This window comes from Acidovorax sp. Root275 (assembly GCF_001428965.1).
In the GTDB taxonomy this organism is placed as follows: Bacteria; Pseudomonadota; Gammaproteobacteria; order Burkholderiales; family Burkholderiaceae_C; genus Acidovorax; species Acidovorax radicis.
In genome coordinates this window covers 110,763-136,274 of the sequence record NZ_LMJH01000010.1, presented here as the reverse complement: position 1 = coordinate 136,274, position 25,512 = coordinate 110,763, and the positions used below count along the sequence as shown (strand labels likewise).

The window sequence follows — 25,512 nt, the reverse complement described above, 5'->3', positions numbered from 1 at the left end:
CGTTATGACTACCCCTGCTATCCAACTCCCCGCACCCGCTCCGCTGCTCACCCGCAGCGGCTGGTCGGCCTTCATCGTGGCGCTCATCGTGGTGTGCGCCGTGGCCCCCGTGCTCAACCTCTGGGTGCCGGCCGGCAGCCCGCTGCACCTGTCCGACTACGCCGTGGCGCTGCTCGGCAAGATCATGTGCTACGCCATCTGCGCGCTCGCCATGGACCTGATCTGGGGCTACACCGGCATCCTGAGCCTGGGCCACGGCCTGTTCTTCGCATTGGGCGGCTACGTGATGGGCATGTACCTCATGCGCCAGATCGGCCGCGACGGCAATTACAAAAGCGACCTGCCCGACTTCATGGTGTTCCTCGACTGGAAGGAGCTGCCCTGGCACTGGATGCTGTCCGACAGCTTCGTCGCCACGTTGTTTCTCATTGTGGCGGTACCGGGCGTGATCGCGTTTGTGTTCGGCTACTTCGCGTTCCGCTCGCGCATCAAGGGTGTGTACTTTTCCATCATCACGCAGGCCATGACCTACGCGGCCATGCTGCTGTTCTTCCGCAACGAGACGGGCTTTGGCGGCAACAACGGGTTTACCGATTTCAAGCGCATCCTGGGCCAGCCGATTGCCACGCAGAACATGCGCATGCTGCTGTTCGTGATGACGGGCGTCACGCTGCTGGTGTTCTTCCTGCTGGCGCGCTGGCTGGTGCGCAGCAAGTTCGGCCGCGTGCTGCAGGCGGTGCGTGATGCCGAAACGCGGGTCATGTTCTCGGGCTACTCGCCGCTGCCTTACAAGCTCACCATCTGGACCATCAGCGCCATGATGTGCGGCGTGGCGGGCGCGCTGTACGTGCCCCAGGTCGGCATCATCAACCCCGGCGAGATGAGCGCCGCCAACTCCATCGAGATCGCGGTCTGGGCCGCAGTGGGCGGCCGCGCCACGCTGATCGGCCCCATCGTCGGCGCCTTCATCGTCAACGGTGCCAAGAGCTGGCTCACCGTGACTGCGCCGGAGTTCTGGCTGTATTTTCTGGGCGCGCTGTTCATCGCCGTGACGCTGTTCCTGCCCGATGGCGTGGTGGGCCTGGTGAAGAAGCTGAAGAAAAACAAGAAGACTGAAGGAGCCGCGCCATGACGCCCGATCTGATGGACGAAGGCGCAAGGCGCATTCAGGCCAAGCTGGCACCCGCTGCGCTGGGCCAGACCGAATCCGGTGGCCGTGCCGCAGGTTTCTCGCGCATCGCCACGCCCGGTGAGGTGGACATCACCCACGGTCGCATCCTGTACCTGGAAGATGTGAACGTGAGCTTTGACGGCTTCAAGGCCATCAACAACCTAAGCCTGGACATCGCACCCGGCGAGCTGCGCTGCATCATCGGCCCCAACGGCGCGGGCAAGACGACGATGATGGACATCATCACTGGCAAGACGCGGCCGGACAGCGGCACGGTGTACTTCGGCTCGACCATTGACCTGTTGCGCCACAACGAGCCGGAGATCGCGAGCTTGGGCATAGGCCGCAAATTCCAGAAGCCCACGGTGTTCGAGCAGCTCAGCGTGTTCGAGAATCTGGAGTTGGCCTTGAAGACGCACAAGGGCGTGAAGTCGAGCATGTTCTTCCGGCTGGATTCCGCGCAGTCGGACCGGCTGGCGGAGATCCTGCACACCATTCACCTGGCCGACAGCGTGGCGCGCATGGCAGGTAACCTGAGCCATGGGCAAAAGCAGTGGCTCGAGATTGGGATGCTGTTGATGCAGGACCCCAAGTTGCTCTTGCTGGACGAGCCCGTGGCGGGGATGACGGATGAGGAAACGGCGCGCACGGCAGAGCTGTTTCTGACGCTCAAGGGCAAGCACTCGCTGATGGTGGTGGAGCACGACATGTCGTTCATCCGCACCATTTCGGAGATCGTGACGGTGTTGTGCGATGGGGCCGTGCTGGCGCAGGGCACGCTGGATCAGGTGCAGGCGGATGAGCGGGTGATTGAGGTGTATCTGGGGCGGTGATGGATGCTGCCTGCTCTCTTTTCTTGGCGGGCGGTGCGCTGTTGCGAAGGGCGGGGCCGGGACGACTCTCGGAATCCGAACTCAGTACAGGCGCACCAAATGCTTCTAAATTAATAGCTGCTAGCGCTTGATGGATAAGCGCCAGAGGCAAAAAAAGCTCCAAATACCATGCTCACCGTCCAAAACATCAACCAGTATTACGGCGGCTCCCACATCCTGCGTGATGTGAGCCTCTCTGCGCAGGCCGGCAAGGTCACCGTCCTGCTCGGGCGCAACGGCGTCGGCAAGACCACGCTGCTCAAAAGTCTCATGGGCCTGGTTCCTATCAAGAGCGGGGGCATCACGTTCGACGGCAAGCCCATCGACAAGACCACGCCGTACGACCGTGCCCGCGCAGGCATCGGTTTTGTCCCCCAGGGCCGCGAGATTTTTGGCCGCCTCACGGTGGAAGAAAACCTGCGCATGGGCCTGGCCTACAAAAGCGGTTCCACCCCCGTGCCGCCGCACCTCTACGAGCTGTTCCCTGTGCTCAAGCAGATGCTCAAACGCCGTGGCGGTGATCTTTCTGGTGGGCAGCAACAGCAGCTGGCGATTGCCCGGGCGTTGGCGCCAGGGCCGCGCCTGTTGATCCTGGACGAGCCCACCGAAGGCATCCAGCCCAGCATCATCAAGGACATCGGCCGCGTGATCCGCATGCTGGCCGACAAGGGCGAGATGGCCATCCTGCTGTGCGAGCAGTACTACGACTTTGCGCAGGAGCTGGCCGATGAGTACCTGGTGATGGAGCGTGGCGAAGTCATCGCGCGCGGCCCTGGCAGCGAGATGGAGGCCAAGGGCATTCGCAACCTTGTCGCGATTTAAAACCACACCCCCTGAGTCGCCTGCGGCGCTTTACCCCTCTCTCGCTGCGCGGGAGGGGGACGCACCCGGCGGCCTGGCGAAGCCAGTTCCACGGGTGCCCTGGCGAGGGGCGTGCCAGTTTCAGAGAGCTGAAGGCAATGCCACGGCGGGGGAAGGTGCTTCCATCGCCTCCACCAGCAGCCGGGTGAAGGTGTCCTGCAGCGGCGAGGTCGTCGCGTTGGCCACCGTTGCGATGCCCAGCTGGTAAGCGATGCGGGGCCTGAACGGGCGCGACGTGATCGCCTCGTTCGGGCAGTGCTGCGCCAGCAAGGCATTCACGATCGACACCCCCAGCCCCTGGGCCACATGGGCGCAGGCCTCGCTGATGGAGTGCACCTCCAGCGCCACGCGCGGCTGCACGCGCCGTTGGCGAAAGGCCATGTCGATGTCGTGGCGGATCTGCCGCTGGCGCCCCAGCAGAATCAAGCTGACGTCGATCAGGTCGGTGGGGCTGACCTCTGCCAGGCCTTCGAGTGCATGGCCCCGGGGCATGATGCACACGGCTTCGGAGTCCAGGCTGGCGCGGGTGCTCAGTCCCTGCATCTCCATGGGAAGGCGCACGAGGCCGATGTCCGCATCGCGGCTCAGCAGCGCGCGCTCGGTGTCGTTGTACGAGCCTGACAGCACCTCCAGCACCACGTCCGGATGGGCCTGCATGAAGCGCTTGGCCAGCACCGGCATGAGCGTGGTGGCCAGCGTGCTGGGCACCGCCACCTTCAGCAGGCGCCGCTTGAAGCCACCCAGGCGCAACTGCTCGGCATGGCGGCGAAAGCACTGCGCCGAATCCATGAGCACCTGGGCGTCGTGCAGCAGCGCCTGGGCTTCGGCCGTGGGACTCAGGCGACCCTTTTCGCGCACGAACAGACGCAGGGCCAGGTCTTCCTCCAGTTGCGCCAGCAGGCGGCTGATGGCGGGCTGCGACAGCCCCATGCGCTCGGCCGCGCCGGTGGTGGAGCCGCTGAGCATGATGGCCTGGAAGGCCTCGAGTTGCTTGAAGTTCATGGGATGGAAAAGGGGCAGACGTTCGGGTATGCAGGCAGCCGGCCTGCATCTTTGCACTGCTGCCACGCCAGCGCAAACCTGCGGTCTATTGCATAGGGTCATCAGCGTTCGTCATAGCGTTGTGGCCGAGCACCTCGCTCCACAGAATCGGCGGCGTCATCAGCCAACCTGGCACCACCCCTTCAAGGAGCAAGATTTCATGAGGCGCTCATTTCCCTTCGCGCTGGCCGCCTGCGGCCTTTCCGTTTCGGCTGCGGGGCCCGCTGCCGCACAGGACCTGCAGGTCTATGGCCAGGTGCGGCTCACCATCAACAACGTCAAGACCGGCAACACCGGCTCCGTGACGGAAGAGCGCGACAACGCATCCCGCCTGGGCTTTCGGGGCAAGGAAGACCTGGGCGATGGCCTGGCCGCGCTGTTCGGCCTGGAGATGGGGCTCGAAGCCGACTCCGGCGCCGCCACCACGCCAGCCTTTCGCAACAGCTATGCCGCCTTGCGCGGCAGCCTGGGCACGGTGGCGCTGGGGCGGCTCGACTCCGCCAACCCGACCGGCTCGCCGCTGTACTCGCAAGTCACGCGCATCACCTCGTTCGCCGCCAACGACGCCGGGGCCACGGCCATCGGCACCTCCATCCTGAACGCGCGCAACCGCACGCCCAACGCCATCGGCTACCAAAGCCCCACCTGGGGCGGCGTCAACCTGCGGGCGCGCTACTACCTGCGCGGCGATGCCAAGACGCCCGAGCAGGAAAACGGCGCCAAGTCCCTGGACCTGGGCCTCAACTACGCCGAGGGGCCCTGGTCGGCAGGCATCGGCTACGGCAAGGACACGCGCCCGGGTGGCCTGTTGGCCAACGAGTTCGCGAGCAAATGGCAGGCCGGCGTGCGCTACGACTTCGGCGCGATCGAGCCCTATGTGCTGCTGGGCCGCGATTCCTACGCCAGGACGTCGGCGACCACCCGCGCCGATGTGGACTACTGGCTGGTGGGCACGCGCTTTTCGGCCGGCCAGCACGCCATCGTGGTCAACGTGATGCAGCGCGATGTGCAGGCGTCGCTGCGCGGCCTGCGCAAGCGCCAGCAGGTAGCTTATACCTATGCCCTGTCCAAACGCACCGAGCTGCAGGCCTTCATCGACCGCGACGGCATCGATTCGAGCCGCAGCAATGTGTCCGTGCGCGCCATCGGCGCAGGAGTTCGCCATGATTTCTAGAACGACCACCAACCCCGCCGCCCCGCGCCGCCGCTTCGTGCTGTGCACGCACCACCGGCTGGTGGCCGGCCTGGCGTGGTTGGCACTGATGCTGGCGGCGCCGCAAGCCGCCCATGCCGCCGAGTTCCCCGAGAAGCCCGTGCGCATCGTGATTCCGTTTCCGGCAGGGGCAGCTGCGGATACGGCCATGCGTGTGGTGGCACGCAAGATGTCGGACCTGTGGCGGCAACCTGTCGTCATTGACAACCGGCCCGGTGCGCACGGCTTTCAGGCGGTCACTTCGGCGCCCGCAGACGGGTACACGCTGCTGATGGGGGCTGGTTCGGGCATGGTGACGGCGCCGCTGCTTTCCAGCAAGCTCTCGTACAACCCATCGCGTGATTTTGTGCCCGTGGGACGGGTGGTGATCAACGTGCCCATCCTGACCACACACCCGAGTCTGCAGGTCCGCACGGTCCAGGAACTCATTGACCTGGCCCGCAAGAGCCCGGGCACGTTGAACTACAGCACCAGTGGCAATGGCAGCCCCGGGCACCTGTCGATGGAGATGTTCCAGGCTGCTACGGGCACGCGCATGGTGCAGATCCCCTACAAGGGAGGCGGCCCCGCCGTGAACGAACTGGCGGGGGGCCACGTGCAGCTGGGCATCAACGCCGTGCCCAGTGTGGCGGCGCACATCCGGTCTGCCAAGCTCGTGCCCCTGGCGGTGGCAAGCGCCAAGCGCTCGCGGGCATTCCCCCAGGTGCCAACGATGGCCGAGGCGGGCCTGAAGGATTTCGAGTACGACATCTGGTACGCCCTGTTCGCCCCCACGGGCACTCCCTCGGATCTGGTCCACAAGATCAGCAAGGTGCTCAAAAGCGCGTTGGTCGATGCCGAGGTGGCCAGCCTGCTCGTGGCCCAAGGAGCGGAGCCTGCGCCCACCACACCGCAGGAGCTTGCACGCTTCATGCAGGACGACACTGCGCGCTGGGCCAAGCTGGTCAAGGAACGCAACCTCAAGCTCGATTGAGTGGGCCAGTCCATGAACACAATGACGATTTCAATGGCTGCCCAGTCAATGGCTACACAGAGCGGCGTGACCCGGCACACCCATTGGGTGGCCATGCGCGACAGGGTTCGCCTTGCCACCGACGTGTACCTGCCCACGGCCACTGCACACACACTGCCCGTGCTGCTGGAACGAACGCCCTATGGCAAGGATGCCGAGACCCGGCGCGAGCGCACGGCGGCCAACCCTGCTCCCATGCGGCGCGGCGAAGTGGCCGCCCGTTTTGCCCAGGAAGGCTACGCCGTGGTGGTGCAGGACTGCCGTGGGCGCTTTGACTCGGAGGGCCAGTTCACCAAGTACCTGGGCGAGGCCCACGACGGTGCCGACACGATGGAATGGATCATGGCGCAGCCCTGGTGCAACGGCCAGGTTGGCACCTATGGCCTTTCGTATGCCGCCCATACACAGACCGCACTGGCCAGCCAGCGGCCCGCTGGGTTGAAAGCCATGTTTCTTGAATGCGGCGGCTTTTCCAATGCCTACCGAGGAGGCATCCGCCATGGCGGGGCTTTCGAGCTCAAGCAGGCGGTTTGGGCGCTGCGCAATGCGCGCAGTGGTAGCAACCACATCAGCGAGTCCGCTCGAAGGGCGCTGGATGAGGCTGACATTGGAGCCTGGTTTCAGCGGCTGCCCTGGTCCCGGGGAGATTCGCCGCTGCAATGGGCACCCGAGTACGAGGACTATCTCTTCGGGCAATGGGAGCGTGGCACCTTCAGCGACTACTGGCGCCAGCCCGAGCTGTATGCGGCCGGTCGCTACGAAGCGTTTGACGGCCTGGCCGTCATGCTGATGTGTGGCTGGTGGGACCCCTATGCGCAGACCACGACCGACAACTATCTGGGCCTTTCACAGCGCCCGGATTGCAAGGCGCGCGTGGTGCTGGGCCCCTGGACGCATGGCGAGCGCAGCGTCCCTTACGCCGGCGACGTGGATTTTGGGCACGCAGCGGTGCTCGATGGCACGCTGGCCGATGACTACGTGGGAATGCGGCTGGCGTGGTTCAACCATTGGCTCCGGGGACAGCCGTTGCCCAAGGGGCAGGAAGATGCCGTGCGTTACTTTCGCATGGGCGGGGGCTCTGGGCTGCGCACGCCCGAGGGCCGGTTGGACCATGGTGGAGCCTGGCGCAGTGCCACCGGTTGGCCGGTGCCAGGTACCAGCTTCACCCCCTGGTACCTGTGGCCGCAGGGAGTGTTGTCCGAGGTGATGCCCGAGCAGGAAAGCAAGGCCACCTTCGAGTTCGACCCGGAGCGCCCGGTGCCCACCATCGGCGGTTCCATCACGTCGGGAGAACCCTTGATGGTGGCTGGCGCGTACGACCAGCGCACCGGCGAGGGCATTTTTGGCACGCAGGAACCCTTTGGGCCGCTGGCTGACCGGGACGACGTGCTGGTGTTTCAAACGCCGCCACTCGATCAGGATGTGGAGGTGACAGGTCCCATCACGATCGAACTGTGGGTGTCGTCCACTGCGCCAGACACCGATTTCACAGCCAAGCTGATCGACCAGTACCCGCCCAGCCACGACTACCCGCTGGGGTACGCGATGAACCTGACCGACGGAATCCTGCGCTGCCGCTACCGGCATTCTTGGGAGCAGCCCCGGATGATGGAGCCAGGGACGGTGGTGGAAATCACGATCGAGCCCATGCCCACCTCCAACCTGTTTCGCAAAGGCCACCGTATCCGGCTTGACGTCTCCAGCAGCAACTTCCCTCGGTTTGATGTCAACCCCAATACCGGGGCTCCCGAGGGCAGTGCCGGGCCTCGAAAGCTTGCGCGCAACAGTGTTCACATGGGGCCAGGGTGTCCGTCCCGCGTGATGTTGCCGGTGCTGGTGGTGCCCGAGTGTCCAGCCTCGTAGCGAGGGTCTTGGGGCAGGGATGGCCTGAGCGGGGCATTGCTTGCGTTGGCCGCCGAGGGGCGAGCCCCGCAGGCGGCGCAGGTAGCTCGGTGATCCCGCAACACGCCCTGCGGAGTCGTGAGTGGGCCGGGCTGCTCACCTGCTGGCAAGCGAGGGCGCCGCACCACGCCAGCGCGACACACTCTCCATGATCAGCACCGTGCACAGCACCCATGTACCGGCGAGCAACCAGCCTGCCAGCACATCGCTGGCGTAGTGCACCTGCAGCACCACACGGCTCCATCCCGTGGTGAAGATTAGGGCGCCAGCGGCCATCGCTGCGGGCAGGTGCCAGGCGCGCGGTAACAGCCGCGTGGCCAGATAGGCCAGCATGGTGTAGGCCGTCATGGACGCGCTGCTGTGCCCGCTGGGAAAGCTGAATCCGTCCTCCTGCGCGATGCCGTGAACATGTTCGGGTCGCACGCGTTCAAACAGCGCTTTGAGAATCTTGGTCAGTGCACCGTTCCCTGCCAGGGCCACCAGCCAGCCGGTGGCCAGCAGCCGGTGCTGGCGTACCCATAGCGCCACCGCCACCACCACCGCAGCCCCTGTGAGCACCCATGAGTCACCCATGTGGGTCAGGGTTGCAAACCAATTCAGCATGGCCGTGTCCGCCTGGGCGCGCAGGCCAGCGGCAATGGCATCGTCCAGCGCACCCCAGTGGCCCCCCGTGCGCCCGCTTTCGGCCAGCTCGGCCATCGTGGCGCCCGCCAGTACCAGCGCGCCAGCGCTGGCGCCCACGGCGGCCACCACCACACCGTGTGCCCGCGCTGGCAAAAAACGGCGCAGCGGCGGGCTGTGGCGCCGCACCGTGCGCAAGCCGCTCAGTGCCAGCGCACCCCACAGGGCCGCAGCCACCATGCCTGCAAGCCACCATTCCCGGGGGTGGCTCGCCAGCAGCGCTCCCAGCTCGGGAAGTTCCATTGTTGTCATTGGCATCGGTTGTCAACGGCTTTCATCGTCCAGATTGTCTGGACCCTTAAGGGAATCGGGCGTTGTACCGGAGTTCCCTACATCCCGCCAAAGCACAGGTGTATGGCGCCCCTGTGCGACGGGGCGCCACAGGGACGTCTGTCGGCAACCTCTGACAGGGCAAGGGCGCAGCTGCTGGCTGCGGTACGAGGTCAGTTGGGCGACCATTCAGTCCATTGCATTACAAAAATCAGGACGGCAAGAGGGTCTGCCGGGTGCAACCCGTTCCCGGCAATTTCCCGCCGCTTCCTGACACCGCTACCGAACCATGACCCCTTCCGAGCATCCCCATCCCGTCCGTCCCCACGGTCCCATCCATCTGGTGGTGCCCAAACGCCCGGGTGCCGATCTGGATCTGCTGCGCGCGAAATTGGAGGGTGTGCCCGCCCTGCAAGAGCACAACGTGGTCTGGCATGTACCCGACCAGCGGGGCGACATCGTGCAGCTGGCGCGCGACGCTGCGCAGGCGGCCCTGGCCGATGGTGGCCTGGTGGTGGCGGCCGGGGGCGACGGAACGATCAATGCGGTGGCCTCGGCGGCACTGTGGGCGGGCGTGCCGCTGGGCGTGGTGCCGATGGGCACGTTCAACTACTTCAGCCGCGAACATGGCCTGGCCCTGGACCCTGAAACCGCTGTGCAAGACATGCTGCAGGCGCTGCGCGATGGAGACCTGCGCCCGGTGCAGGTAGGCTTTGTCAACCGGCGCATGTTTGTCGTCAATGCCAGTGTGGGCCTGTACCCCAAGCTGCTGGCCGACCGCGAAATGGCGTCGCGCCGTTTTGGCCGTTCGCGCTGGGTGGCCGTCGCGGCTGCGGTGTGGAGCATGTTCCGCCCCTCGGCAGGCCGCCGCTGGCGGGTGGTGATGAAGACACACCGTGGTGCCCAGGCCCAGCAGGAAGAGCATCTTGTCACGACACTGTTTGTGGGCAACAACCCGTTGCAGCTCGACCGCATGGGTTTGCCACAGGCACAAATGGTGGCCGACGGTGGAAAGCTCGCTGTGGTGATGCTCAAGCCGCAAGGCCGATGGGCCATTGCGCGCACGGTGTGGAATGCGGCCACGGGGCAGCTGCACAAAGACAATGCCGTGGTCAGCATGGCCTGTACCGAGCTGACCGTGACCCCAGCCAGCTGGCGCCCACCCCAGGTCAAGCTGGCGTTTGACGGGGAGCGTGAATGGATGGCCCCACCCCTGCATTTCCGCCTGAGCGAGCGGCCGCTGTGGCTGGTGGCACCCACGTTGCTGATGCGTGATGATGCGCCCCAGGCGCAGTCCGATGAGGCACGAGCCCATGCGTTTGTGCCCGCTCCGGCAGAAGGCCTGCTGCCCGCTTGACGCAGTATTTTCAACCCTCGCAGAGAGCACCGATGACCGTTTTGATGCACCTGTCGGATCTGCACTTCGGTGCACACGATCCAGCGGTGTGTGCGGCCGCACAGCGGCTTGCGCAGCGGCTGGGGGTGGCGATGGTGGTGGTGTCGGGGGACCTTACTCAGCGCGCCACGGCCCTGCAATTTGAGCAGGCCGCGCGGTTTGTGCAGGGCCTGCATGCCCGCTCCAATCTGGTGCTGGCGGGCAATCACGACCTGCCTTTGTTTGCCTGGTGGATGCGCTGGGGCAGGGCCTATGAGCGGTATGCGCAGCAGTTCGGCATCGACCAGGAGCCCGTGCGGCAAATGGGCGCCTTTTACGTGGTGGGCGTCAACACCACCCGCGCCTGGCGGCACGAGCGGGGTAGCCTTTCGTCGGCACAGATCGATCATGTGGCCATGCTGCTGGCGCGTGCGCCGCCGGACGCCTGGCGCATTGTGGCCAGCCACCACCCCCTGGTGTCCCGTGACCCCACCGACCGCGCACACCGGCCCCACCGGGCGGATGAAGCCGTGCAGCGCTGGCGCACGGCGGGCGCCCAGATGCTGCTGTCGGGCCACGTGCATGAGCCGGGCGTGCTGCAGCCGTTACCGGGCCTGTGGGCCTGCCGCGCCGGCACGGCGGTATCGCACCGACTGCGCCACGGCAGCCCCAACAGCCTGGTGGTGTTGACCGTGGAGGCATCGGGCACTGCGGTGGGAGGCTGGGCCCGCTATGCCGCGCGCTGGGACTACGACCAAGCGGCGGGAGAGTTTATGTGTGTGTTGCGGCAGGCGGTGGGAGCACTGTGACTCAAAAAAGGGGCGCCCGAAGGCGCCCCAACCTTGGGACTCTCAGCAGATATTTCCGAAAAACAGCTCAGAAGCGGTGGCGCACCCCCACGGCAAAGCTGGTGCCCTGCGCGCTCACCACCGAGGGCGGCGCGGGCAGCGTGCGGGTTTGGGTGCTGTCGCGCATCACCATGGCATACAGGTCGGTGCGTTTGGACAGGAAATAGTCGTACCCCACGGTGAACACCCTGCGCTCCACATTGCCACCTGCCAGCGTGGCGGGTACGGGCCCCACGGTGTCTCCCGTGCGGCGGGCGGCGTAGCCCGCCAGCACGCGGCCAGCGCCCACGGGCATAGAGGCGCTGACGTCCCACACGCGGTACGACACGTTGAGCGGCGTGGTGGCCGTGCCCCGGTTCTCGATGCGGCCCACGTGGGCGAACAGCTTGACCACCTCGAAGTCGTACGACGCCGCCAGTTGCCACGCGCGCGTGTTGTTGGCCGAGGTGCCGTCCGCAAAAGTGGTGGGATTTTTCTGAACGCTCTGCCATGCCATTGACGCTGCCATGGGCCCTTGGGCGTAGGCCAGACGCGCAGCGCTGTTGCCGCCGCCCTGGCCTTCCGAGATGGAATGCGCCACCGACCCGTTGAAGCCCGCGAAGTGGGGGCTGTCGTACACCACGGAGTTGGCCCAGGCGGTGCCACCGGTCAAAGGGCCACCGATGAACGTGGTGAGGTTGAGCGGCCCGAACACGGTGGAGTCGCCAAACGCGTTGGACGTGATGGCGTTGAGGAACAGCAGCGACGTGACGTTGCCTGCGCGCACGCGTCCCCAGCGGGGGTGGGCCAGACCCACCCAGGCGGCGCGGGAGAACACCGGGTCTGCGGCCACGCTCACGGGCGCTGGCAGGGCATCACTGCGCCCGGTGGCTCCAGAGTCATTGCGCACAAAGGAGGAGAGTTCGAACTGGGCCGACAGTCCGTCCCCCAGGTCTTCATTGCCACGCACGCCCCAGTGGCTGGTGGACATGCCGCCGCCGTCCAGCTTGGTCACGGCGCGGTCCTGTGCATTCACGCCGCCAGCGGGGCTGGCGAAGCGGCCCACCGCAGCGTCCACCAGGCCATAGAGCTGCAGGCCGGGCCCCTGGGCGGGCGGGGCGGGCTGGGCGTGTGCGGCCAGGGCTGCGGTGGAAAGTGTGGCAGTGCCCAGGGTGCGCGCCCACAGGCGGTGGCAGGCCACAGGTCGGGAAAGAGGGGAGAAATGGTGGGGTGTCATGGTGTCTTTCGGTTCGTAGGTCGGGAAAGCGGGCGCGAACGGGCCCACGGCGCAGCCGCAGGCGGCTGTTCCGAAACGGGCGGGTTCGGTAGGGCGGGGCTATTCAGCGTCTTGTGAACGCTGCAAGGGGGCGGCTAGGGTGCGCCGGTCTGGCGTGCCGATTCCGCTGGGGTGGCGGTGGTGCACTGGCCTTTGCGCACCCGGGGGCGGGTGGCTGGGGCGTGGATATGGGCGATGTGGATCATGCGGGGCCGGCGCATGGGGCGAATGCGGTAGGGGCGGGCGGCCGTGGAGCCGAGTCAGTGCACCGCACCGCCACAGGCACCACGCATGCCCTGCGCCACAAAGCGCACCAGCAGCGGGCCGGCTGCGGCCTCGTCGCGGGGCTGGTTCTGGCCGTAGGACAGGCGTTCGATGCGTTGGTCGTTCACGTGGTGCAGCAAGGCCCCCAGTGCGAACTGGTAGCACCAGGCGGCCTGGCTGCGGGTGGCCTGGGGCAGGGCGGCGGCAATGGCGTCGATGAACGCATGGGCCAGTGGGTCGAACAGCTCGCGGATGATGGGCTCGTCTTCTTCCAGGTGGTCGTTCATGCCACGCGACAGCAGGCGCAGAAAGTGGTGGCCCGCAGGCTGGCGTGCCACCTCCAGCACGGGCAGCACGAAGGCCTTGACGATTTCCTCCAGCAGCTGACCGGGTGGGGCCGCCTGCTGGGCTTGGGCCAGTGACTGCAGCCGCACGTCGATGTAGCCGGCGTGGGCGCGGAAGATGGCGTGGTACAGCGAGAGCTTGGGCCCGTAGTAGTAGCCCACCAGGGCCAGCGGCACACCGGCTTCGTCGGCAATGTCGCGGATGGACACCCCGTGGAAGCCGCGCGTGGCAAACAGCCGCTCGGCGGCCTGCAGGATGTTGGCCTGGCGATTGGGCGCCAGCGTCTCGTCACTGGCGGCGCTGCGGCTGGCGGCACGCTTGCGGGCTGGGGCTGCGTCGGCGGGGGACGGCGTGACGGAGGTTTTTGGGGCAGATTTTGGTCGTGGCATAGGCTGGTTTATACGTTTGTATAAATTTATTGAACACTCGTACAAACCCCAGTTGATGGAGATTTGTACGTTCGTATAATTTTTTGCATGGACGCGTTGAAAGCCTTGCTGCACAAGGCCGGCGCGGACACCGGGCAGTTTGCCCATCTTGCCAATCAGGAGACAACACCATGATCACCCGCCGCCAGTTCACCCAGTTTTCTGCCTCCCTGTTTTCCGCCGCCTGGGCCGGCAACACCTGGGCGCAAGCGCCCAAGGCCCCGCTGCCCGATGTGGCAAAAATCATCACCGGTTTTCCGGCCGGTGGCACCCTGGATGCCCTGGCCCGCCGCGTGGCCGACCGCATGCGCGACAAATACGCCGCAGCGGTGCTGGTGGACAACAAACCCGGCGCGGGTGGCCAGATCGGCATCCTCACGCTGCGCGACAGCCCGGCCGATGGCTCCAGCCTGCTCGTCACGCCATCGTCCATGCTGTCCATCTACCCCTACACCTACCCCAAGCTGCGCTACACGATGGAGGACGTGGCGCCCGTGTCGCTGGGCGCGACGATGGACCACGGCCTGGCGGTGGGCCCAGGCACCCCCGAGAGCGTGCGCACGCTGGCGGACTACCTGGCGTGGATCAAGGCCAACCCGAACAGCGCCAGCTACGGCAGCCCCGGCGCGGGGTCCATGCCCCACATGGTGGGTGTGCTGCTGAGCCAGTTCGCCAAGCAAGACATGCTGCACATCGCTTACCGGGGCACCGTGCCCGGCATGCAGGATCTGCTGGGCGGGCAGATCCCCGCGTTTTGGGGGCCGATTGGCGACTACCTGCAGCACGCCAAGGGCGGCAAGCTGCGTGTGCTGGCCATCGCCGGGGCCAAGCGGTCGCCCTTCCTGCCCCAGGTGCCCACGCTGCAGGAGCTGGGTTACCCCCTCAAGGTCAGCGAGTGGTATGGATTCTTCCTGCCTGGCAAGGCGACGCCCGAGACCGTGCTGCGTGCGTCCGATGCGCTCAGGGTGGCGCTGGCACATCCCGAGGTGATCGAGCACGGCAAGCAATACGGGCTGGAGGTCAAGTCGTCCACCGCCGCCGAGTTGGCCAGCATGCTCAAGGCCGATGCCAACCAGTGGCGCGGCCTGATCAAGCAAACGGGTTTCACGGCCGAGTCGTGATGCGTAGACCCATTTCTCCCTTGCACGGTTGCACTCCATGACTTCTTCCTCCCCCCGCCGCATCGTCGATATCTCCATGCACCTGGAGAACGATGTCGTTTCCGACCCGCCGGGACTGGGCCCGCGCATTCGCTACATCGACCACCAGATGAGTTTTGACGACCTGGCGCAGTTCTTTCCAGGCCTCAAGAAGGAAGACCTGCCCGACGGCGAATCCTGGGCGGTGGAGGACGTGCAGCTCAACACCCACAACGGCACCCACCTGGACGCGCCCTACCACTTTGCCTCCACCATGGACGGCGGCCAGCGCGCGCTGTCCATCGACGAGGTGGACCTCAACTGGTGCTTTCAGCCCGGCGTGAAGCTTGATTTTCGGCACCGGCCCGACGGCTACGTGGTGCAGGCTGCCGACGTGCAGGCCGAGCTGGCCCGCATCGGCCACACGCTGCAGCCACTGGAGATCGTGGTCGTCAACACCCGCGCCGGCAGCGCCTACGGCACGGCGGGCTACACGCGTGCAGGCTGCGGCATGGGCTACGAGGCCACGATGTACCTGCTGGAGCGCGGTGTGCGCCTCACGGGCACCGACGCCTGGAGCTGGGACGCACCGTTCGCCTACACCGCGCAGCGCTATGCAGAGAGTGGTGACGCCTCGTTGATCTGGGAAGGCCACAAGGCCGGGCGCGACATCGGCTACTGCCACCTCGAAAAGCTGCACAACCTGGAAGCCCTGCCTGCCAGCGGCTTCTATATCTCGTGCTTTCCGGTCAAGGTGCGCGGCGCCTCGGCGGGCTGGACGCGGGCCGTGGCGATCTTCGACCCGGTGCTGCCGCTGCAGCAGGCGCAAGGGGCGCTGTCATGAAACTCGCCACCCTGCGCAATGGCCAGCGTGACGGCCGCCTGGTGGTGGTGTCGGCCGATGCCCGCCGCTGCATCGATGCGTGCACCGTGGCGCCCACACTGCTCGATGCCCTGGAGCGCTGGGGCACGGTGGAGCCTATGCTGCAGGCGCTGTCCCGGACGGTCAATGCGCCCGCCGCCCTGGGTTCCATGCCCTTCGACGCCCGTGAATGCTCAGCCCCGCTGCCACGCACCTGGCAGTGGCTGGATGGCTCTGCCTTTCTGAACCACGGCCACCTCATGGAGCGCGCTTTCAAGGTGCCGCCCGTGGCCGACTTCGAGACCATTCCACTCATGTACCAGGGTGCAGCCGACGACTTTCTGGGTCCGCACGACGATGTGCCCCTGCCGTCCGAGGCCGACCAGATCGACTTTGAGGGCGAGTTTGGCGTGGTGCTGGACGAAACCCCCATGGGCGTCACCGCAGAAGATGCTCTGCAGCATGTGCGCCTCATCGTGCTCATCAACGACTGGAGCCTGCGCGCCTTTGGCCCGCGCGAGGCCAAAAGCGGATTTGGTTTTCTGCAGGCCAAGCCCTCCACCGCCTTTGCGCCCGTGGCCGTCACCCCCGACGAGCTAGGCCCGGCCTGGCGCGGTGGCCGGGTGCACCTGCGGCTGCAGACGCAGCGCAACGGCGAGTGGTTTGGCCACCCGCACGGCGGCGCCATGCACTTTCACTTTGGTCAGCTCATCGCGCATGCGGCCCGCACGCGCAAGCTGTCGGCCGGAACCCTCATTGGCTCGGGCACCGTGTCGAACGCGGAGGTGGATGTGGGGTCGTCCTGCGTGGCCGAGCGCCGCATGGTCGAGGCCCTGGCCGAAGGCGCGCCGCACACGCCCTTCCTGCGCTTTGGCGAGCGGGTGCGCATGGTGGCGCTGGACGACCAGGGCCATCCCGGGCCGTTTGGCGTGATCGACCAGACCGTGGCGCTGGCCCGAGCGGTTGGCCCCGAGGGTGAGGTGGCTGCGGTAGCTCCTATTTTGATAGCTGTTAGCGCTTTCTAGTTAAGCGCTGGGTGCCAAAAACATCGGATTTTCTGCATCACCCAGGTCCTTCGGCGTTGGGGCAGGGGCTCGGAGTGTTTTCACCGGTTGACCGGCTGGGGGACGCCGCCTATTCTGGGTGGCGGAGGGCAGGCGATGCCCTCCTGCACAGAACAATCCGCCGCCCCACCTCCCTTGCATCCATGCACAAAGAATTCCACCACGATGCCGTGCGCCGCCTGCAGGCGCTGATCGAGCGCGAGACCGGTACGCCCCTTTCCGAAGCGGCCCAGGCCGAGATGGCGGCCATCCTGCATGGCATGGAAAGCCCGGATGGAGCGGCCACCGACGGCCTGGCCGTGGCGCCGCGCGAGGTCACCATCCTGCTGGCCGACCTGCGCGGGTTCACCGCGCTGTCGGGGTCGCAGCCCGCGGCGGTGGTGATTGCGGCGCTCAACCGCTGCCTGTCGCGGCTTTCCGAAGTGGTGTTCAAGTACCAGGGCAGCATCGACAAGTTCATGGGTGATTCGATCATGGTGCTGTTTGGCGCGCCCGTGGCCCGCGACGACGATGTAGACCGCGCGCTGCTTTGCGCCGTGGAGATGCAGATCGCCATGCGTGAGCTCAACCTCGCGCACCTGCGCGAGCGGCTGCCGGAGGTCTTTCTGGGCATCGGTGTGAACACAGGCACGGTGATGGCCGGGCGCTTTGGCTCCGACGTGTATTCCGAATACACCGTGATCGGCGAAGCGGTCAACCTGGCCTCGCGCATCGAGGCGCTGAGCCTGCGTGGCCAGGTGCTCATCAGTGATGCGACCTACCAGCGGTGCTGGGGCCTGGTGTCGGCGTCCGCACCGATGCAGGTCTATGTCAAAGGCCGCACGCAGCCGGTGAGCCTGCGCGAGCTGATCGCCATTCCTTCGCAAAAACTCAAGGTGCCGCGCCAGGAGTTTCGCCGCAGCCACCGTGTGGATGCGCGCCTGCCCTGCCTGTGCCAGCGCATGCAGGACAAGATCGTGGTGCCCCACATCGTGCACGGCGCCATCCGCGACATCGGCTACCACGGCCTGCTGGTGGAGCTGATCGAGCCGCTGGAGCCCCACAGCGAGATCAAGCTGGAGTTTGAGCTGCCTTTGGTGGACTACCGCGTGGCCGATGTGTATGCGCGGGTCATCACGCTCAAGCAGGAAGGCGACGAGTGGGTGGCGGGGCTGGAGTTCACCTCCATCAGTGCCGAATGCCACGCCAAGGTGCAGATGTTTGTGCAGTTGCTGGTGGTGCACTGAACCTCGCCCGCCGCGAGGATGCTCAGCGGCGCGACGGGCCTGCTTCAACAGCCCAGCATCCGCGCCAGATCGATGAGGTCGGTGGCGTGCAGGTCGTTGCCGGGCTGCGGCGTTCCGTCCTTGGGGCGGGCCGCGCCCAGCTCGTGGGGGCGCTCGATGTAGGCCGTGCGCAGGCCGCAGTCGCGCGCGGCGGCCAGGTCATCGTGGTGGGTGGCCACCAGTGCCACCTGGGACGGTGACGCATCAAACACACGGGCCACGCCCAGGTACGTGTCAGGGTCCGGCTTGTAGGCGCGGAACACCTCGGCGCTCAGCACACAGTCCCAGGGCAGGCCGGCGCGTTTGGCCATGTGGGTCAGCAGGCCGATGTTGCCGTTGGACAGTGTGGTGATGGTGAACCGCGTCTTGAGCCGCGTGAGGCCCTCCACGCTGTCGGGCCAGGCGTCCAGCCGGTGCCACACGCGGTTGAGGTGGTGGCGCTCGGCCTCGGGCAGGTGCGCCAGGCCAAAGCGCGGCAGGATCTCGTCAAGGATGCTGCGGTGCAGGTCGTCCACCAAGGTCCATGGCCGCTCACCCCGCATCACACGGGCCATGGCGGGCTGGTAGCCGCTGCGCCACGCCAGCGCAAACGCGTCGCCATCCACGGCCGGGTACAGGGCCTGCATCTCGCGCACGATGCTGCCGTGCCAGTCCACCACGGTGCCAAAGATGTCGAACGCCAGCACCTGGACGGTGCTGGCAATGGTCTCTGCAGTGCTCAGGGTCGTTGTCATTGCGGTCCTTGAGGGGGAAGGGGATAGGGGGCCAGCGTAGCCGCCTTGCGTGTCCGGTTTGTTCACGAAGGTGACCCATGCCCCCGCGCCAGCAGGGCCGCTCAGGGCATGCTATGGTTACAAAAATAGGGTTTACCCCTGTAACTGCGTTTCTTCTTCATCCCCGTCGACCTCCTGCGCCGTACTGTCGCCTGCCGGTGCAGCGCTCCTTTGTTGTTGCCATGACCGCGTCCCTGTCCCCCACGTCCATCGCCCACACCCCCACCGACGACCGCACCCTGGTGCGCGCCGTGCTGGCCCTGGGGGTGGGCGGCTTTTCCATCGGCACGGGTGAATTCGTCATCATGGGCCTGCTGCCCGAGGTGGCGCGCGACATCGGCGTGAGCATTCCTCAGGCGGGCCACGTCATCAGCGCCTATGCACTGGGCGTGGTGGTGGGCGCGCCCGTGCTGGCCGTGCTGGCAGCCAATTGGGGGCGGCGTGCGTTGCTGATGGCGCTGATGGTGGTGTATGCGCTGGGCAATTTCGCATCGGCCCTGGCGCCGGGCTATGGCTCGCTCACTGCCATGCGGCTGTTTACCGGCCTTCCCCATGGCACCTACTTTGGCGTGGCCGCGCTGGTGGCTGCTGCTCTGGCGCCGCCCGGCCGCCGCGCACGCGCCGTGGGCTGGGTCATGCTGGGGCTGACCACCGCCACGCTGGTGGGGGTGCCCATAGCCGCCGCGCTGGGCGAGGCGTTTGGCTGGCGCGCGGCCTTTGTGTTTGTGGGGCTCATTGCCGTGGCCGCCGTGGTCATGGTGCGCCTGTGGGTGCCAGTCATGCCTGCATCGCACGGCGCCAGCCCGCTGCGCGAGTTGGGCGCGCTGGCGCGCAAGCAGGTGTGGTTCACGTTGGGCATTGGCGCCATCGGCTTTGGCGGCATGTTTGCGGTGTTCAGCTACATCAAGCCCACCTTGCTGGAGGTGGCAGGCATGCCACCCGCACTCATGCCCTTCGTGCTGTCGCTGTTTGGCCTGGGCATGGTGGCGGGCAACATCGTGGGCTCGCGCATGGCCGACAAGGCGCTCATGCCCGCCATCGGCAAGGTGCTGCTGTGGTCCATCGCGGTGATGGCGCTGTTCGTGCCCGCTGCGCACCACCCCGTCAGCGCGGCGCTGGCGACCTTTCTGCTCGGCACGGTGGTCGCCATCGGCCCGGCCTTGCAGATCCGCCTCATGGATGTGGCCGGCGACGCGCAAACCCTGGCGGCGGCGCTCAACCACTCGGCCTTCAACGCCGCCAATGCGCTGGGCGCGTGGCTGGGCGGTGTGTCCATCGCGGCTGGGCTGGGCTGGACGTCCACCGGCTGGGTGGGCGTGGTGCTGGGCCTGTGCGGCGTGGGCATCTTTGCGTGGGCGCTGTCGTCCGAACGGAAAACGCAGCGCGCCACGGCAGGCCTCAGCGCCTGAGCGTAGCGGCGGTGCGACACCGCCGCTTCGGGCGCAGCGAACGCAGTGTTCTGCAGTACAGTGGATGCGGGCCAACCCCATTGTTGGCCACGTCGCTCGGACGGTTCCGGGCGCTTACGTGAAAGTTCACCAGCATGTCTGCTTCTCAGGGCAAGCGCCGCTTTGCGCGCATCGATCGCCTCCCTCCCTACGTCTTCAACATCACGGCCGAGCTGAAGCTCGCCGCCCGCCGTCGGGGTGAAGACATCATCGACATGAGCATGGGCAACCCCGATGGGGCCACACCACCGCACATCGTCGCCAAGCTCACCGAAGTGGCCCAACGGCCCGACACCCACGGCTACTCCGCCAGCAAGGGCATCCCGCGCCTGCGCCGCGCCATCAGCCACTGGTACAAGGATCGGTACGCGGTGGACATCGACCCCGATACCGAAGCCATCGTCACCATCGGCTCCAAGGAAGGGCTGGCCCACCTGATGCTGGCCACGCTGGACCGGGGCGACACCGTGCTCGTGCCCGACCCGAGCTACCCCATCCATATCTACGGCGCGGTGATTGCCGGGGCCGACATCCGCAGTGTGCCCGTGGCACCCGACGTGGACTTTTTTGCCGAGCTGGAAAAGGCCATCCGCGGCAGCTACCCCAAGCCCAAGATGATGATCTTCGGCTTTCCGAGCAACCCGACCGCGCAGTGCGTGGAGCTGTCTTTCTTCGAACGCGTCATCGCCCTGGCCAAGAAGCACGACATCCTGGTGGTGCACGACCTGGCGTACGCCGACATCGTGTACGACGGCTACCGCGCCCCCAGCATCATGGAAGTGCCCGGCGCCAAGGACGTGGCGGTGGAGTTCTTCACCCTCTCCAAAAGCTACAACATGGCCGGCTGGCGCGTGGGCTTCATGGTGGGCAACCCCGACCTCGTGGCCGCGCTCGCGCGCATCAAGAGCTACCACGACTACGGCACCTTCACCCCCCTGCAGGTCGCAGCCATTGCCGCGCTCGAGGGCGACCAGCAGTGTGTGAAGGACATCGCCGCCCAGTACCAGCGCCGCCGCGACGTGCTGTACAAAGGCCTCACCGAAGCCGGCTGGGCCGTGGACTGCCCCAAGGCCAGCATGTACATCTGGGCCCGCATTCCCGAGCCCTACCGCGCCCTGGGCTCGCTCGAGTTCGCGCGCCAGCTGCTCGACAAGGCCAAGGTGTGTGTATCGCCCGGCATCGGCTTCGGCGACCAGGGCGACGAATACGTGCGCTTCGCCCTCATCGAGAACGAGGCCCGCATCCGCCAGGCTGTGCGCGGTATCCGTGCGATGTTCAAGGCCGATGGGCTGTTGAAGGTGCCAACAGCTGTCGGGGTCTGAGGGCCGTCGGCAATGGCGTCGGGTAGGGTGGCATCGACCGGTTGAATCCTCCGTCCACCCCACACGTTCAACGCAATGGGTGTGCGTACCTGGGTTGCGATCCCCGTGGCGTGCCCGCTCCCTAGCGACGCGCCGTACCAGCCCCCTCCATCCACCCCTTCAATGCAGCGACGCCCAAGGTCGCCCGCTTGTCCATCACCCGCCTGGCCAGCGGAAGCAAAAGGTATCTGACGACGGGGTTGCTGTTTCTGCTGAAGATCCGCCAGGTGAGTTCGCACGCATTCGCCGCGGTTTCATCCAGCGTGATCTCCATGCGCGGCAGGAGGGGTGGAAACCGGCCCTCTGTCGCAAAAAACTGGTGGCCTCTGACTTCCCGCACCTGCAGGGTGATTTTCTGGCGTCCCCGCAGTGGTACGAACACGGTTTCAAGGTACTCCTTCCCCAGCTGCCCGTGGGGGAGTGTGTTGAGTGATTCGATGGAGATAACGCCGGGGAACCACTCTCCAAATTTCTCCATGTTCGACACGTACGCAAAAACCTCCCGCGCAGGCCGGTGGAGATAGACCGTTTTTTCAGCAAGCAAGTGCATGGTGTGCTTTCTTCAAAAAGGCCATGCTAATCTGTAGAGTTGGGTCTACAGTCAAGAGGATTTTCATGCGAATTGCCGAACTGGAAAGCCGCACCGGGCTGGGGCGCCACGCGCTGCGCTTTTATGAACGCGAGGGGCTTCTGGTCGGCATATGCCGAGGCTCCAACAACTACCGGGACTATCCGGAGTCCGCCGTCAAGGACGCAATCCTGCTTCAGCAGCTGCAGTCGCTGGGGTTTTCGCTGCTGGAGATCCGTGAAGTGCTGGACGCGATGCGCGCCAGCAGCATCGATTGCGCGCAAGGTGCCCGCTTGATGGCGGAGAAACGCACGGCGGTCGAGGCGCAAATTGCGAACCTGCGCAAAGTGAGCAAGGTCTTGATGCGGGAACAACAGCGCCTCGAAGACCGCGCCGCGCGGCAAAATCTTCCCAAGCCATGACGCGTTGCTCCGCAGTCGGACGCGATGTTGGAGTGAAGCTGGTGTTCAACGCCCGCTGGGCGTGGCCCCTCCAAGTTGCCGACCAGCGCTTTTCGCCAATGGGCAAAAAAAGGGGCAGACGCGATGTGCATCGTGATCGCCGTCAACGAGGCGCATCTTTGTCTCCTTTCTGCTCTGGCGTCTGTCCGTTGAACGTTTCGTCCGGCTCTTTTCAGCCCTGGCGGCGGCGCAAGCCTGGCAGGGCCATGGCGGCCAGGGCAGCAGTCGCCAGCAACAGGACCCATTCGTTCAGCGTGGGAATGGCTGTGGCCAAAGCGGCGGCAGCCAGTGGCATCACGGGGTCCACCATCACGCCGTTGGGCGCCCAATCGTCGTCACCCAGCTGGCCGTCGGTCAAGTCAAAACTCACGGTGTGGCCGTTGATGGCGAGGTTTTTGGGGGCGAAGAAGCTGGCGCTGGAGGCGCCGCTGCTGGCCTTGCCGTACTTGGTGAAACCGACAACCGGTTGTGGCCAGGTGGTGGTGATACGGACCGTGGCACCGGGGGTGCAGTCCACCAGCTTGAAGCGGAAAGCGCCCTGCGGCGCCACCCGGCCCGGTGGTAAGGCGCTGGCGGCCATGAAGCCGGTGGCGGAATGGTCAAACCGGCAAGTCGCGCCCCCGCCTGTGAAGCTGGCGCTGGCCGCGCCGCCTGCACCCCCCGTGGGGACGGTGGTGCCTGTGTAGGTGACGGGGATGACGAATGTCTGCTGCGCCTGGGCTGCAGCGGCGTAGGTCGCATTGCCCGCCTGGTTGGCGTTGATGGTGCAGGTGCCAGCGCCGGCAAACGTCACCACGCTGCCTGTGACCGTGCAGGCACCAGCCGTCGAGGCTGCATCGATAGTGAACACGACCGGATTGCCCGAGTCGCCACCGGCAGCGGCCACGGTGTACGTGCCCCCCACGGCGGGGAGCACCGGGGGCGTGGAAGTGAAGGTGATCACCTGGCTGGTCAAGGCGGTCTGCTGGACGACAACGCCCATCGTCGCCGTGATCGTGTTGTCACCCTTGCTGGTTGCCGTGACCGTGCGCGAGCCAGGCCCGAAAAACGTCACTGCAAAAGCTGCGCTGCCATCGCTTTGCTGGATCTCACCCGGCATCGTGTCGTTCGGGTTGCTGCTCGTGATGATCCACCGCGTCGTGTCGTCAATGTTCGCATTGACCGGGTCTTCCACGCTCAGCCGGAACGGCGTTGGCGCGTCGGCCGGCACCACCACGGATGTGGCACCGAGCGCCATGCTGATGGCCGTCGGTCCGTTCAGCGAAGGCGTAGGCAGCGGCAGGTTTTCGAACTGGATGACGGCGCGCAGGTTGTGCCCCGGCATGCTGATGATGCCCTGGTACTGGCCCGCGATGCGGTTGGCCTTGGCGTCGTGGATGAAGTAGCCGGTACCGCCGAAGCCCCCTCCGAAACCCTGGTTTTCCGGATTGGGGTCGGTCACCATGACCACGCTGGCGCCCGTGGTGGGCACTGCGATATTGATAGGCGTCACATACGGCAAGTAGCCGCCCCCAGGAATTGTGGCGCGCGGATCAATGATGATCGGGTTGCCGGAGCGCGCGAAAGCCTGCCCCAGGCGTGCGCGCATCGACAACGATGCGTTGCACGAATCGTCTACTCGGTAAAGGCAGTAGTTGTGGGTGTGCACGCTGTCCCCACGGTCGAAGTTGAAGGGGCTCTCCCACAAATCTCCCGCATCCGGTTTGAACACGGTGACGAATCTCGGAACGCGCCCGGTCTTTGTGTTGTCATCGCTGTCCAGCGTCACCGGCACCTGCAGATTGGTCGATGCGGCCACCGCGAGATCTTGCGTGCGGTTGGCCGTGTAGGCATCTGCCAGTGTGGTGACATAGTGCGACCCCATGTCGATGAACAAGGTCTGGTTCTGTGCGCCACGGTCCAGTGGCACATTGGCGATCAAGGCGGAGCCCGGCGGTTCGGCCCAACCATCATTCCAAGAGTTCACCACCTGGCCGACCACGTTGAATTTGCGCCTTCTATAGAACTGCGCCTCCGGTTGCGCGGTGGCCTGGTCTGCCACCCGCTCATTCACGAACACCACCATCGTCTGCTTGCCCGCCACCGAGCCCATCTGATTCAGCGCAAAACGCAGTGAGAACGGACCCGTGGGCGGCGGCGGCAGTCCTATCAATGCATAGGCGCGGTTGCCTGAGGCGCCGTTCATCCACAGATTCTCGTCCCGCGAAAAATTCTGTGTGGCGACCGCTGGATCGGTCGACGACTGGCGCACGCTGGTCGCGGCGGGGGCGTTGGTGTTAACGCCGGCCACGTCGCTGAGCGTGATCAGCAACTGCGGCTGGTGCAGTACGTGGGCCTGCCCTGTTTGCTGTTCCTTGCTCGCAAACTCGAAACTGCCTGTTGCAGTGCCGGGGTCAAGGAAGGGGGCCACAACCACCATCGATTCGACGCCGTTGGCCAGCCTGTGTTTCACCAGCTTGGTGACGTCGAAGCTGTAGAAGCCCGGATCGGTGATGCGCAGGGGCTGTGCAGGGTTGTCCGCGTTGGTGGCGGCCCCTCCATTGGTGCTGTCAACGAGATGGCCACAGGCGGGCGCCAAGTCTTCGCGCCCGAAGCAATCGGTGCCCGTCTGGTGAGCGCTGACTATCCTGAGGTAGCCGGGTGTTATCACCTTGTCCACGTACAACACGAGGCGGGCGCTCGCGACCTTGCCGGCATCCAGCGTGTAGCTTTCCTCATCAACGGTGACCCTTGTGTTGGCCTCATCGACGAGAAGCTTGCTCAATACACCATTGGGCAGGGTGGCATAGGAAAACTTCAATTGCGCATTCGCGTCACTGTTCACGAGGAGCTTGGGCTCGTAAGGGAAGTAGTCGGAATCGTTGCTGTAGGCGTCGGCGACGAGTGGTGCCTCAATCCACGATGATTGGGTGGTTTGCCCGCAAGCCTGCAGCAAGAACGCTACCCCGGCGAACGCAACCCACCGAATCGCCCGAGACGCACGCCCGGCCGCGTTACTCCCTTGCCGGGCACATTGGCGCAGCATCGTGCCGG

The 25,512-nt window shown here is 65.8% G+C and carries 23 protein-coding genes; 15 read left to right on the top strand and 8 right to left on the bottom strand.

The features are described 5' to 3' along the window. Positions 1–4 precede the first annotated feature (4 nt). The 3 genes from urtC to urtE all read left to right on the top strand — a co-directional run bounded on the left by urtC (position 5) and on the right by urtE (position 2,865). Positions 5–1,132: an urea ABC transporter permease subunit UrtC gene (gene urtC, locus ASE52_RS20005; RefSeq protein ID WP_010461789.1), complete on the top strand. Its 1,128-nt coding sequence runs from the start codon at positions 5–7 to the stop codon at positions 1,130–1,132. Continuing rightward, positions 1,129–2,004 (top strand): urea ABC transporter ATP-binding protein UrtD, encoded by an 876-nt coding sequence (gene urtD, locus ASE52_RS20000; RefSeq protein WP_010461788.1) that lies wholly within the window; start codon positions 1,129–1,131, stop codon positions 2,002–2,004. The genes urtC and urtD overlap by 4 nt, the downstream gene beginning before the upstream one ends. A gap of 168 nt (positions 2,005–2,172) precedes the next feature. Continuing rightward, a complete protein-coding gene (urtE, locus tag ASE52_RS19995; RefSeq protein ID WP_057228753.1) occupies positions 2,173–2,865 on the top strand; it encodes an urea ABC transporter ATP-binding subunit UrtE in 693 nt (230 codons plus the stop codon). 120 nt (positions 2,866–2,985) lie between these two features. Here the strand turns inward: urtE and ASE52_RS19990 are convergent, their stop codons facing one another. Continuing rightward, positions 2,986–3,906, bottom strand: a complete 921-nt coding sequence (locus tag ASE52_RS19990) for a LysR family transcriptional regulator (RefSeq protein WP_057228751.1) — start codon at positions 3,904–3,906, stop codon at positions 2,986–2,988. A gap of 199 nt (positions 3,907–4,105) precedes the next feature. Here ASE52_RS19990 and ASE52_RS19985 point away from each other — a divergent pair, with 199 nt between their 5' ends. Genes ASE52_RS19985 through ASE52_RS19975 form a run of 3 tightly spaced genes read left to right on the top strand, consistent with a single transcriptional unit; the run spans position 4,106 to position 8,033 of the window. Then, positions 4,106–5,119, top strand: a complete 1,014-nt coding sequence (locus ASE52_RS19985) for a porin (protein WP_057228749.1) — start codon at positions 4,106–4,108, stop codon at positions 5,117–5,119. Continuing rightward, the gene (locus tag ASE52_RS19980; RefSeq protein ID WP_010461782.1) at positions 5,109–6,131 is read left to right on the top strand and encodes a tripartite tricarboxylate transporter substrate binding protein; all 1,023 of its coding nucleotides are present in this window, start codon (positions 5,109–5,111) and stop codon (positions 6,129–6,131) included. Before ASE52_RS19985 ends, ASE52_RS19980 begins: the two co-directional genes overlap by 11 nt. Before the next feature lie 33 nt (positions 6,132–6,164). Continuing rightward, the gene (locus ASE52_RS19975; RefSeq protein ID WP_057228747.1) at positions 6,165–8,033 is read left to right on the top strand and encodes a CocE/NonD family hydrolase; all 1,869 of its coding nucleotides are present in this window, start codon (positions 6,165–6,167) and stop codon (positions 8,031–8,033) included. 135 nt (positions 8,034–8,168) lie between these two features. Here the strand turns inward: ASE52_RS19975 and ASE52_RS19970 are convergent, their stop codons facing one another. Then, a complete protein-coding gene (locus ASE52_RS19970; protein WP_057228745.1) occupies positions 8,169–8,996 on the bottom strand; it encodes a phosphatase PAP2 family protein in 828 nt (275 codons plus the stop codon). Between the two features lie 316 nt (positions 8,997–9,312). On the opposite strand from ASE52_RS19970, the gene ASE52_RS19965 reads away from it, so the two are divergent. Both ASE52_RS19965 and ASE52_RS19960 read left to right on the top strand, forming a co-directional pair. Next, a complete protein-coding gene (locus ASE52_RS19965; RefSeq protein ID WP_010461776.1) occupies positions 9,313–10,380 on the top strand; it encodes a diacylglycerol kinase family protein in 1,068 nt (355 codons plus the stop codon). A 32-nt stretch (positions 10,381–10,412) separates the two neighbouring features. Next, positions 10,413–11,207, top strand: a complete 795-nt coding sequence (locus ASE52_RS19960; protein WP_057228743.1) for a metallophosphoesterase — start codon at positions 10,413–10,415, stop codon at positions 11,205–11,207. Positions 11,208–11,274: 67 nt separating this feature from the next. Here the strand turns inward: ASE52_RS19960 and ASE52_RS19955 are convergent, their stop codons facing one another. The 3 genes from ASE52_RS19955 to ASE52_RS19950 all read right to left on the bottom strand — a co-directional run bounded on the left by ASE52_RS19955 (position 11,275) and on the right by ASE52_RS19950 (position 13,499). Next, positions 11,275–12,462 (bottom strand): porin, encoded by a 1,188-nt coding sequence (locus tag ASE52_RS19955; protein WP_241777066.1) that lies wholly within the window; start codon positions 12,460–12,462, stop codon positions 11,275–11,277. A 134-nt stretch (positions 12,463–12,596) separates the two neighbouring features. Then, positions 12,597–12,722: a hypothetical protein gene (locus ASE52_RS26445; protein ID WP_277814409.1), complete on the bottom strand. Its 126-nt coding sequence runs from the start codon at positions 12,720–12,722 to the stop codon at positions 12,597–12,599. Between the two features lie 39 nt (positions 12,723–12,761). Then, positions 12,762–13,499 (bottom strand): TetR family transcriptional regulator, encoded by a 738-nt coding sequence (locus tag ASE52_RS19950; RefSeq protein WP_057228737.1) that lies wholly within the window; start codon positions 13,497–13,499, stop codon positions 12,762–12,764. 170 nt (positions 13,500–13,669) lie between these two features. On the opposite strand from ASE52_RS19950, the gene ASE52_RS19945 reads away from it, so the two are divergent. From ASE52_RS19945 to ASE52_RS19930, 4 genes are all read left to right on the top strand, one after another. Next, positions 13,670–14,659, top strand: a complete 990-nt coding sequence (locus ASE52_RS19945; RefSeq protein ID WP_057228735.1) for a tripartite tricarboxylate transporter substrate-binding protein — start codon at positions 13,670–13,672, stop codon at positions 14,657–14,659. 37 nt (positions 14,660–14,696) lie between these two features. Then, positions 14,697–15,521, top strand: a complete 825-nt coding sequence (locus ASE52_RS19940) for a cyclase family protein (protein WP_057228733.1) — start codon at positions 14,697–14,699, stop codon at positions 15,519–15,521. Beyond that, complete coding sequence (locus ASE52_RS19935; protein WP_057228731.1) at positions 15,518–16,564, top strand: fumarylacetoacetate hydrolase family protein; 1,047 nt, start codon at positions 15,518–15,520, stop codon at positions 16,562–16,564. Before ASE52_RS19940 ends, ASE52_RS19935 begins: the two co-directional genes overlap by 4 nt. A gap of 182 nt (positions 16,565–16,746) precedes the next feature. Further along, a complete protein-coding gene (locus ASE52_RS19930) occupies positions 16,747–17,829 on the top strand; it encodes an adenylate/guanylate cyclase domain-containing protein (RefSeq protein WP_010461758.1) in 1,083 nt (360 codons plus the stop codon). A 44-nt stretch (positions 17,830–17,873) separates the two neighbouring features. Here the strand turns inward: ASE52_RS19930 and ASE52_RS19925 are convergent, their stop codons facing one another. Next, positions 17,874–18,602 (bottom strand): haloacid dehalogenase type II, encoded by a 729-nt coding sequence (locus ASE52_RS19925; protein WP_057228729.1) that lies wholly within the window; start codon positions 18,600–18,602, stop codon positions 17,874–17,876. A gap of 221 nt (positions 18,603–18,823) precedes the next feature. On the opposite strand from ASE52_RS19925, the gene ASE52_RS19920 reads away from it, so the two are divergent. Both ASE52_RS19920 and alaC read left to right on the top strand, forming a co-directional pair. Further along, positions 18,824–20,050 (top strand): MFS transporter, encoded by a 1,227-nt coding sequence (locus ASE52_RS19920; protein ID WP_010461755.1) that lies wholly within the window; start codon positions 18,824–18,826, stop codon positions 20,048–20,050. Between the two features lie 134 nt (positions 20,051–20,184). Beyond that, a complete protein-coding gene (gene alaC / locus ASE52_RS19915) occupies positions 20,185–21,411 on the top strand; it encodes an alanine transaminase (RefSeq protein ID WP_057228728.1) in 1,227 nt (408 codons plus the stop codon). A gap of 121 nt (positions 21,412–21,532) precedes the next feature. Here alaC and ASE52_RS19910 read toward each other — a convergent pair whose 3' ends face one another. Then, positions 21,533–22,000, bottom strand: a complete 468-nt coding sequence (locus tag ASE52_RS19910) for an SRPBCC family protein (protein ID WP_057228726.1) — start codon at positions 21,998–22,000, stop codon at positions 21,533–21,535. A gap of 65 nt (positions 22,001–22,065) precedes the next feature. Here ASE52_RS19910 and ASE52_RS19905 point away from each other — a divergent pair, with 65 nt between their 5' ends. Then, positions 22,066–22,440: a MerR family transcriptional regulator gene (locus tag ASE52_RS19905; RefSeq protein WP_057228724.1), complete on the top strand. Its 375-nt coding sequence runs from the start codon at positions 22,066–22,068 to the stop codon at positions 22,438–22,440. A 211-nt stretch (positions 22,441–22,651) separates the two neighbouring features. Here the strand turns inward: ASE52_RS19905 and ASE52_RS19900 are convergent, their stop codons facing one another. Continuing rightward, positions 22,652–25,414: an IPTL-CTERM sorting domain-containing protein gene (locus tag ASE52_RS19900; RefSeq protein WP_057228722.1), complete on the bottom strand. Its 2,763-nt coding sequence runs from the start codon at positions 25,412–25,414 to the stop codon at positions 22,652–22,654. Between the last annotated feature and the right edge of the window lie 98 nt (positions 25,415–25,512).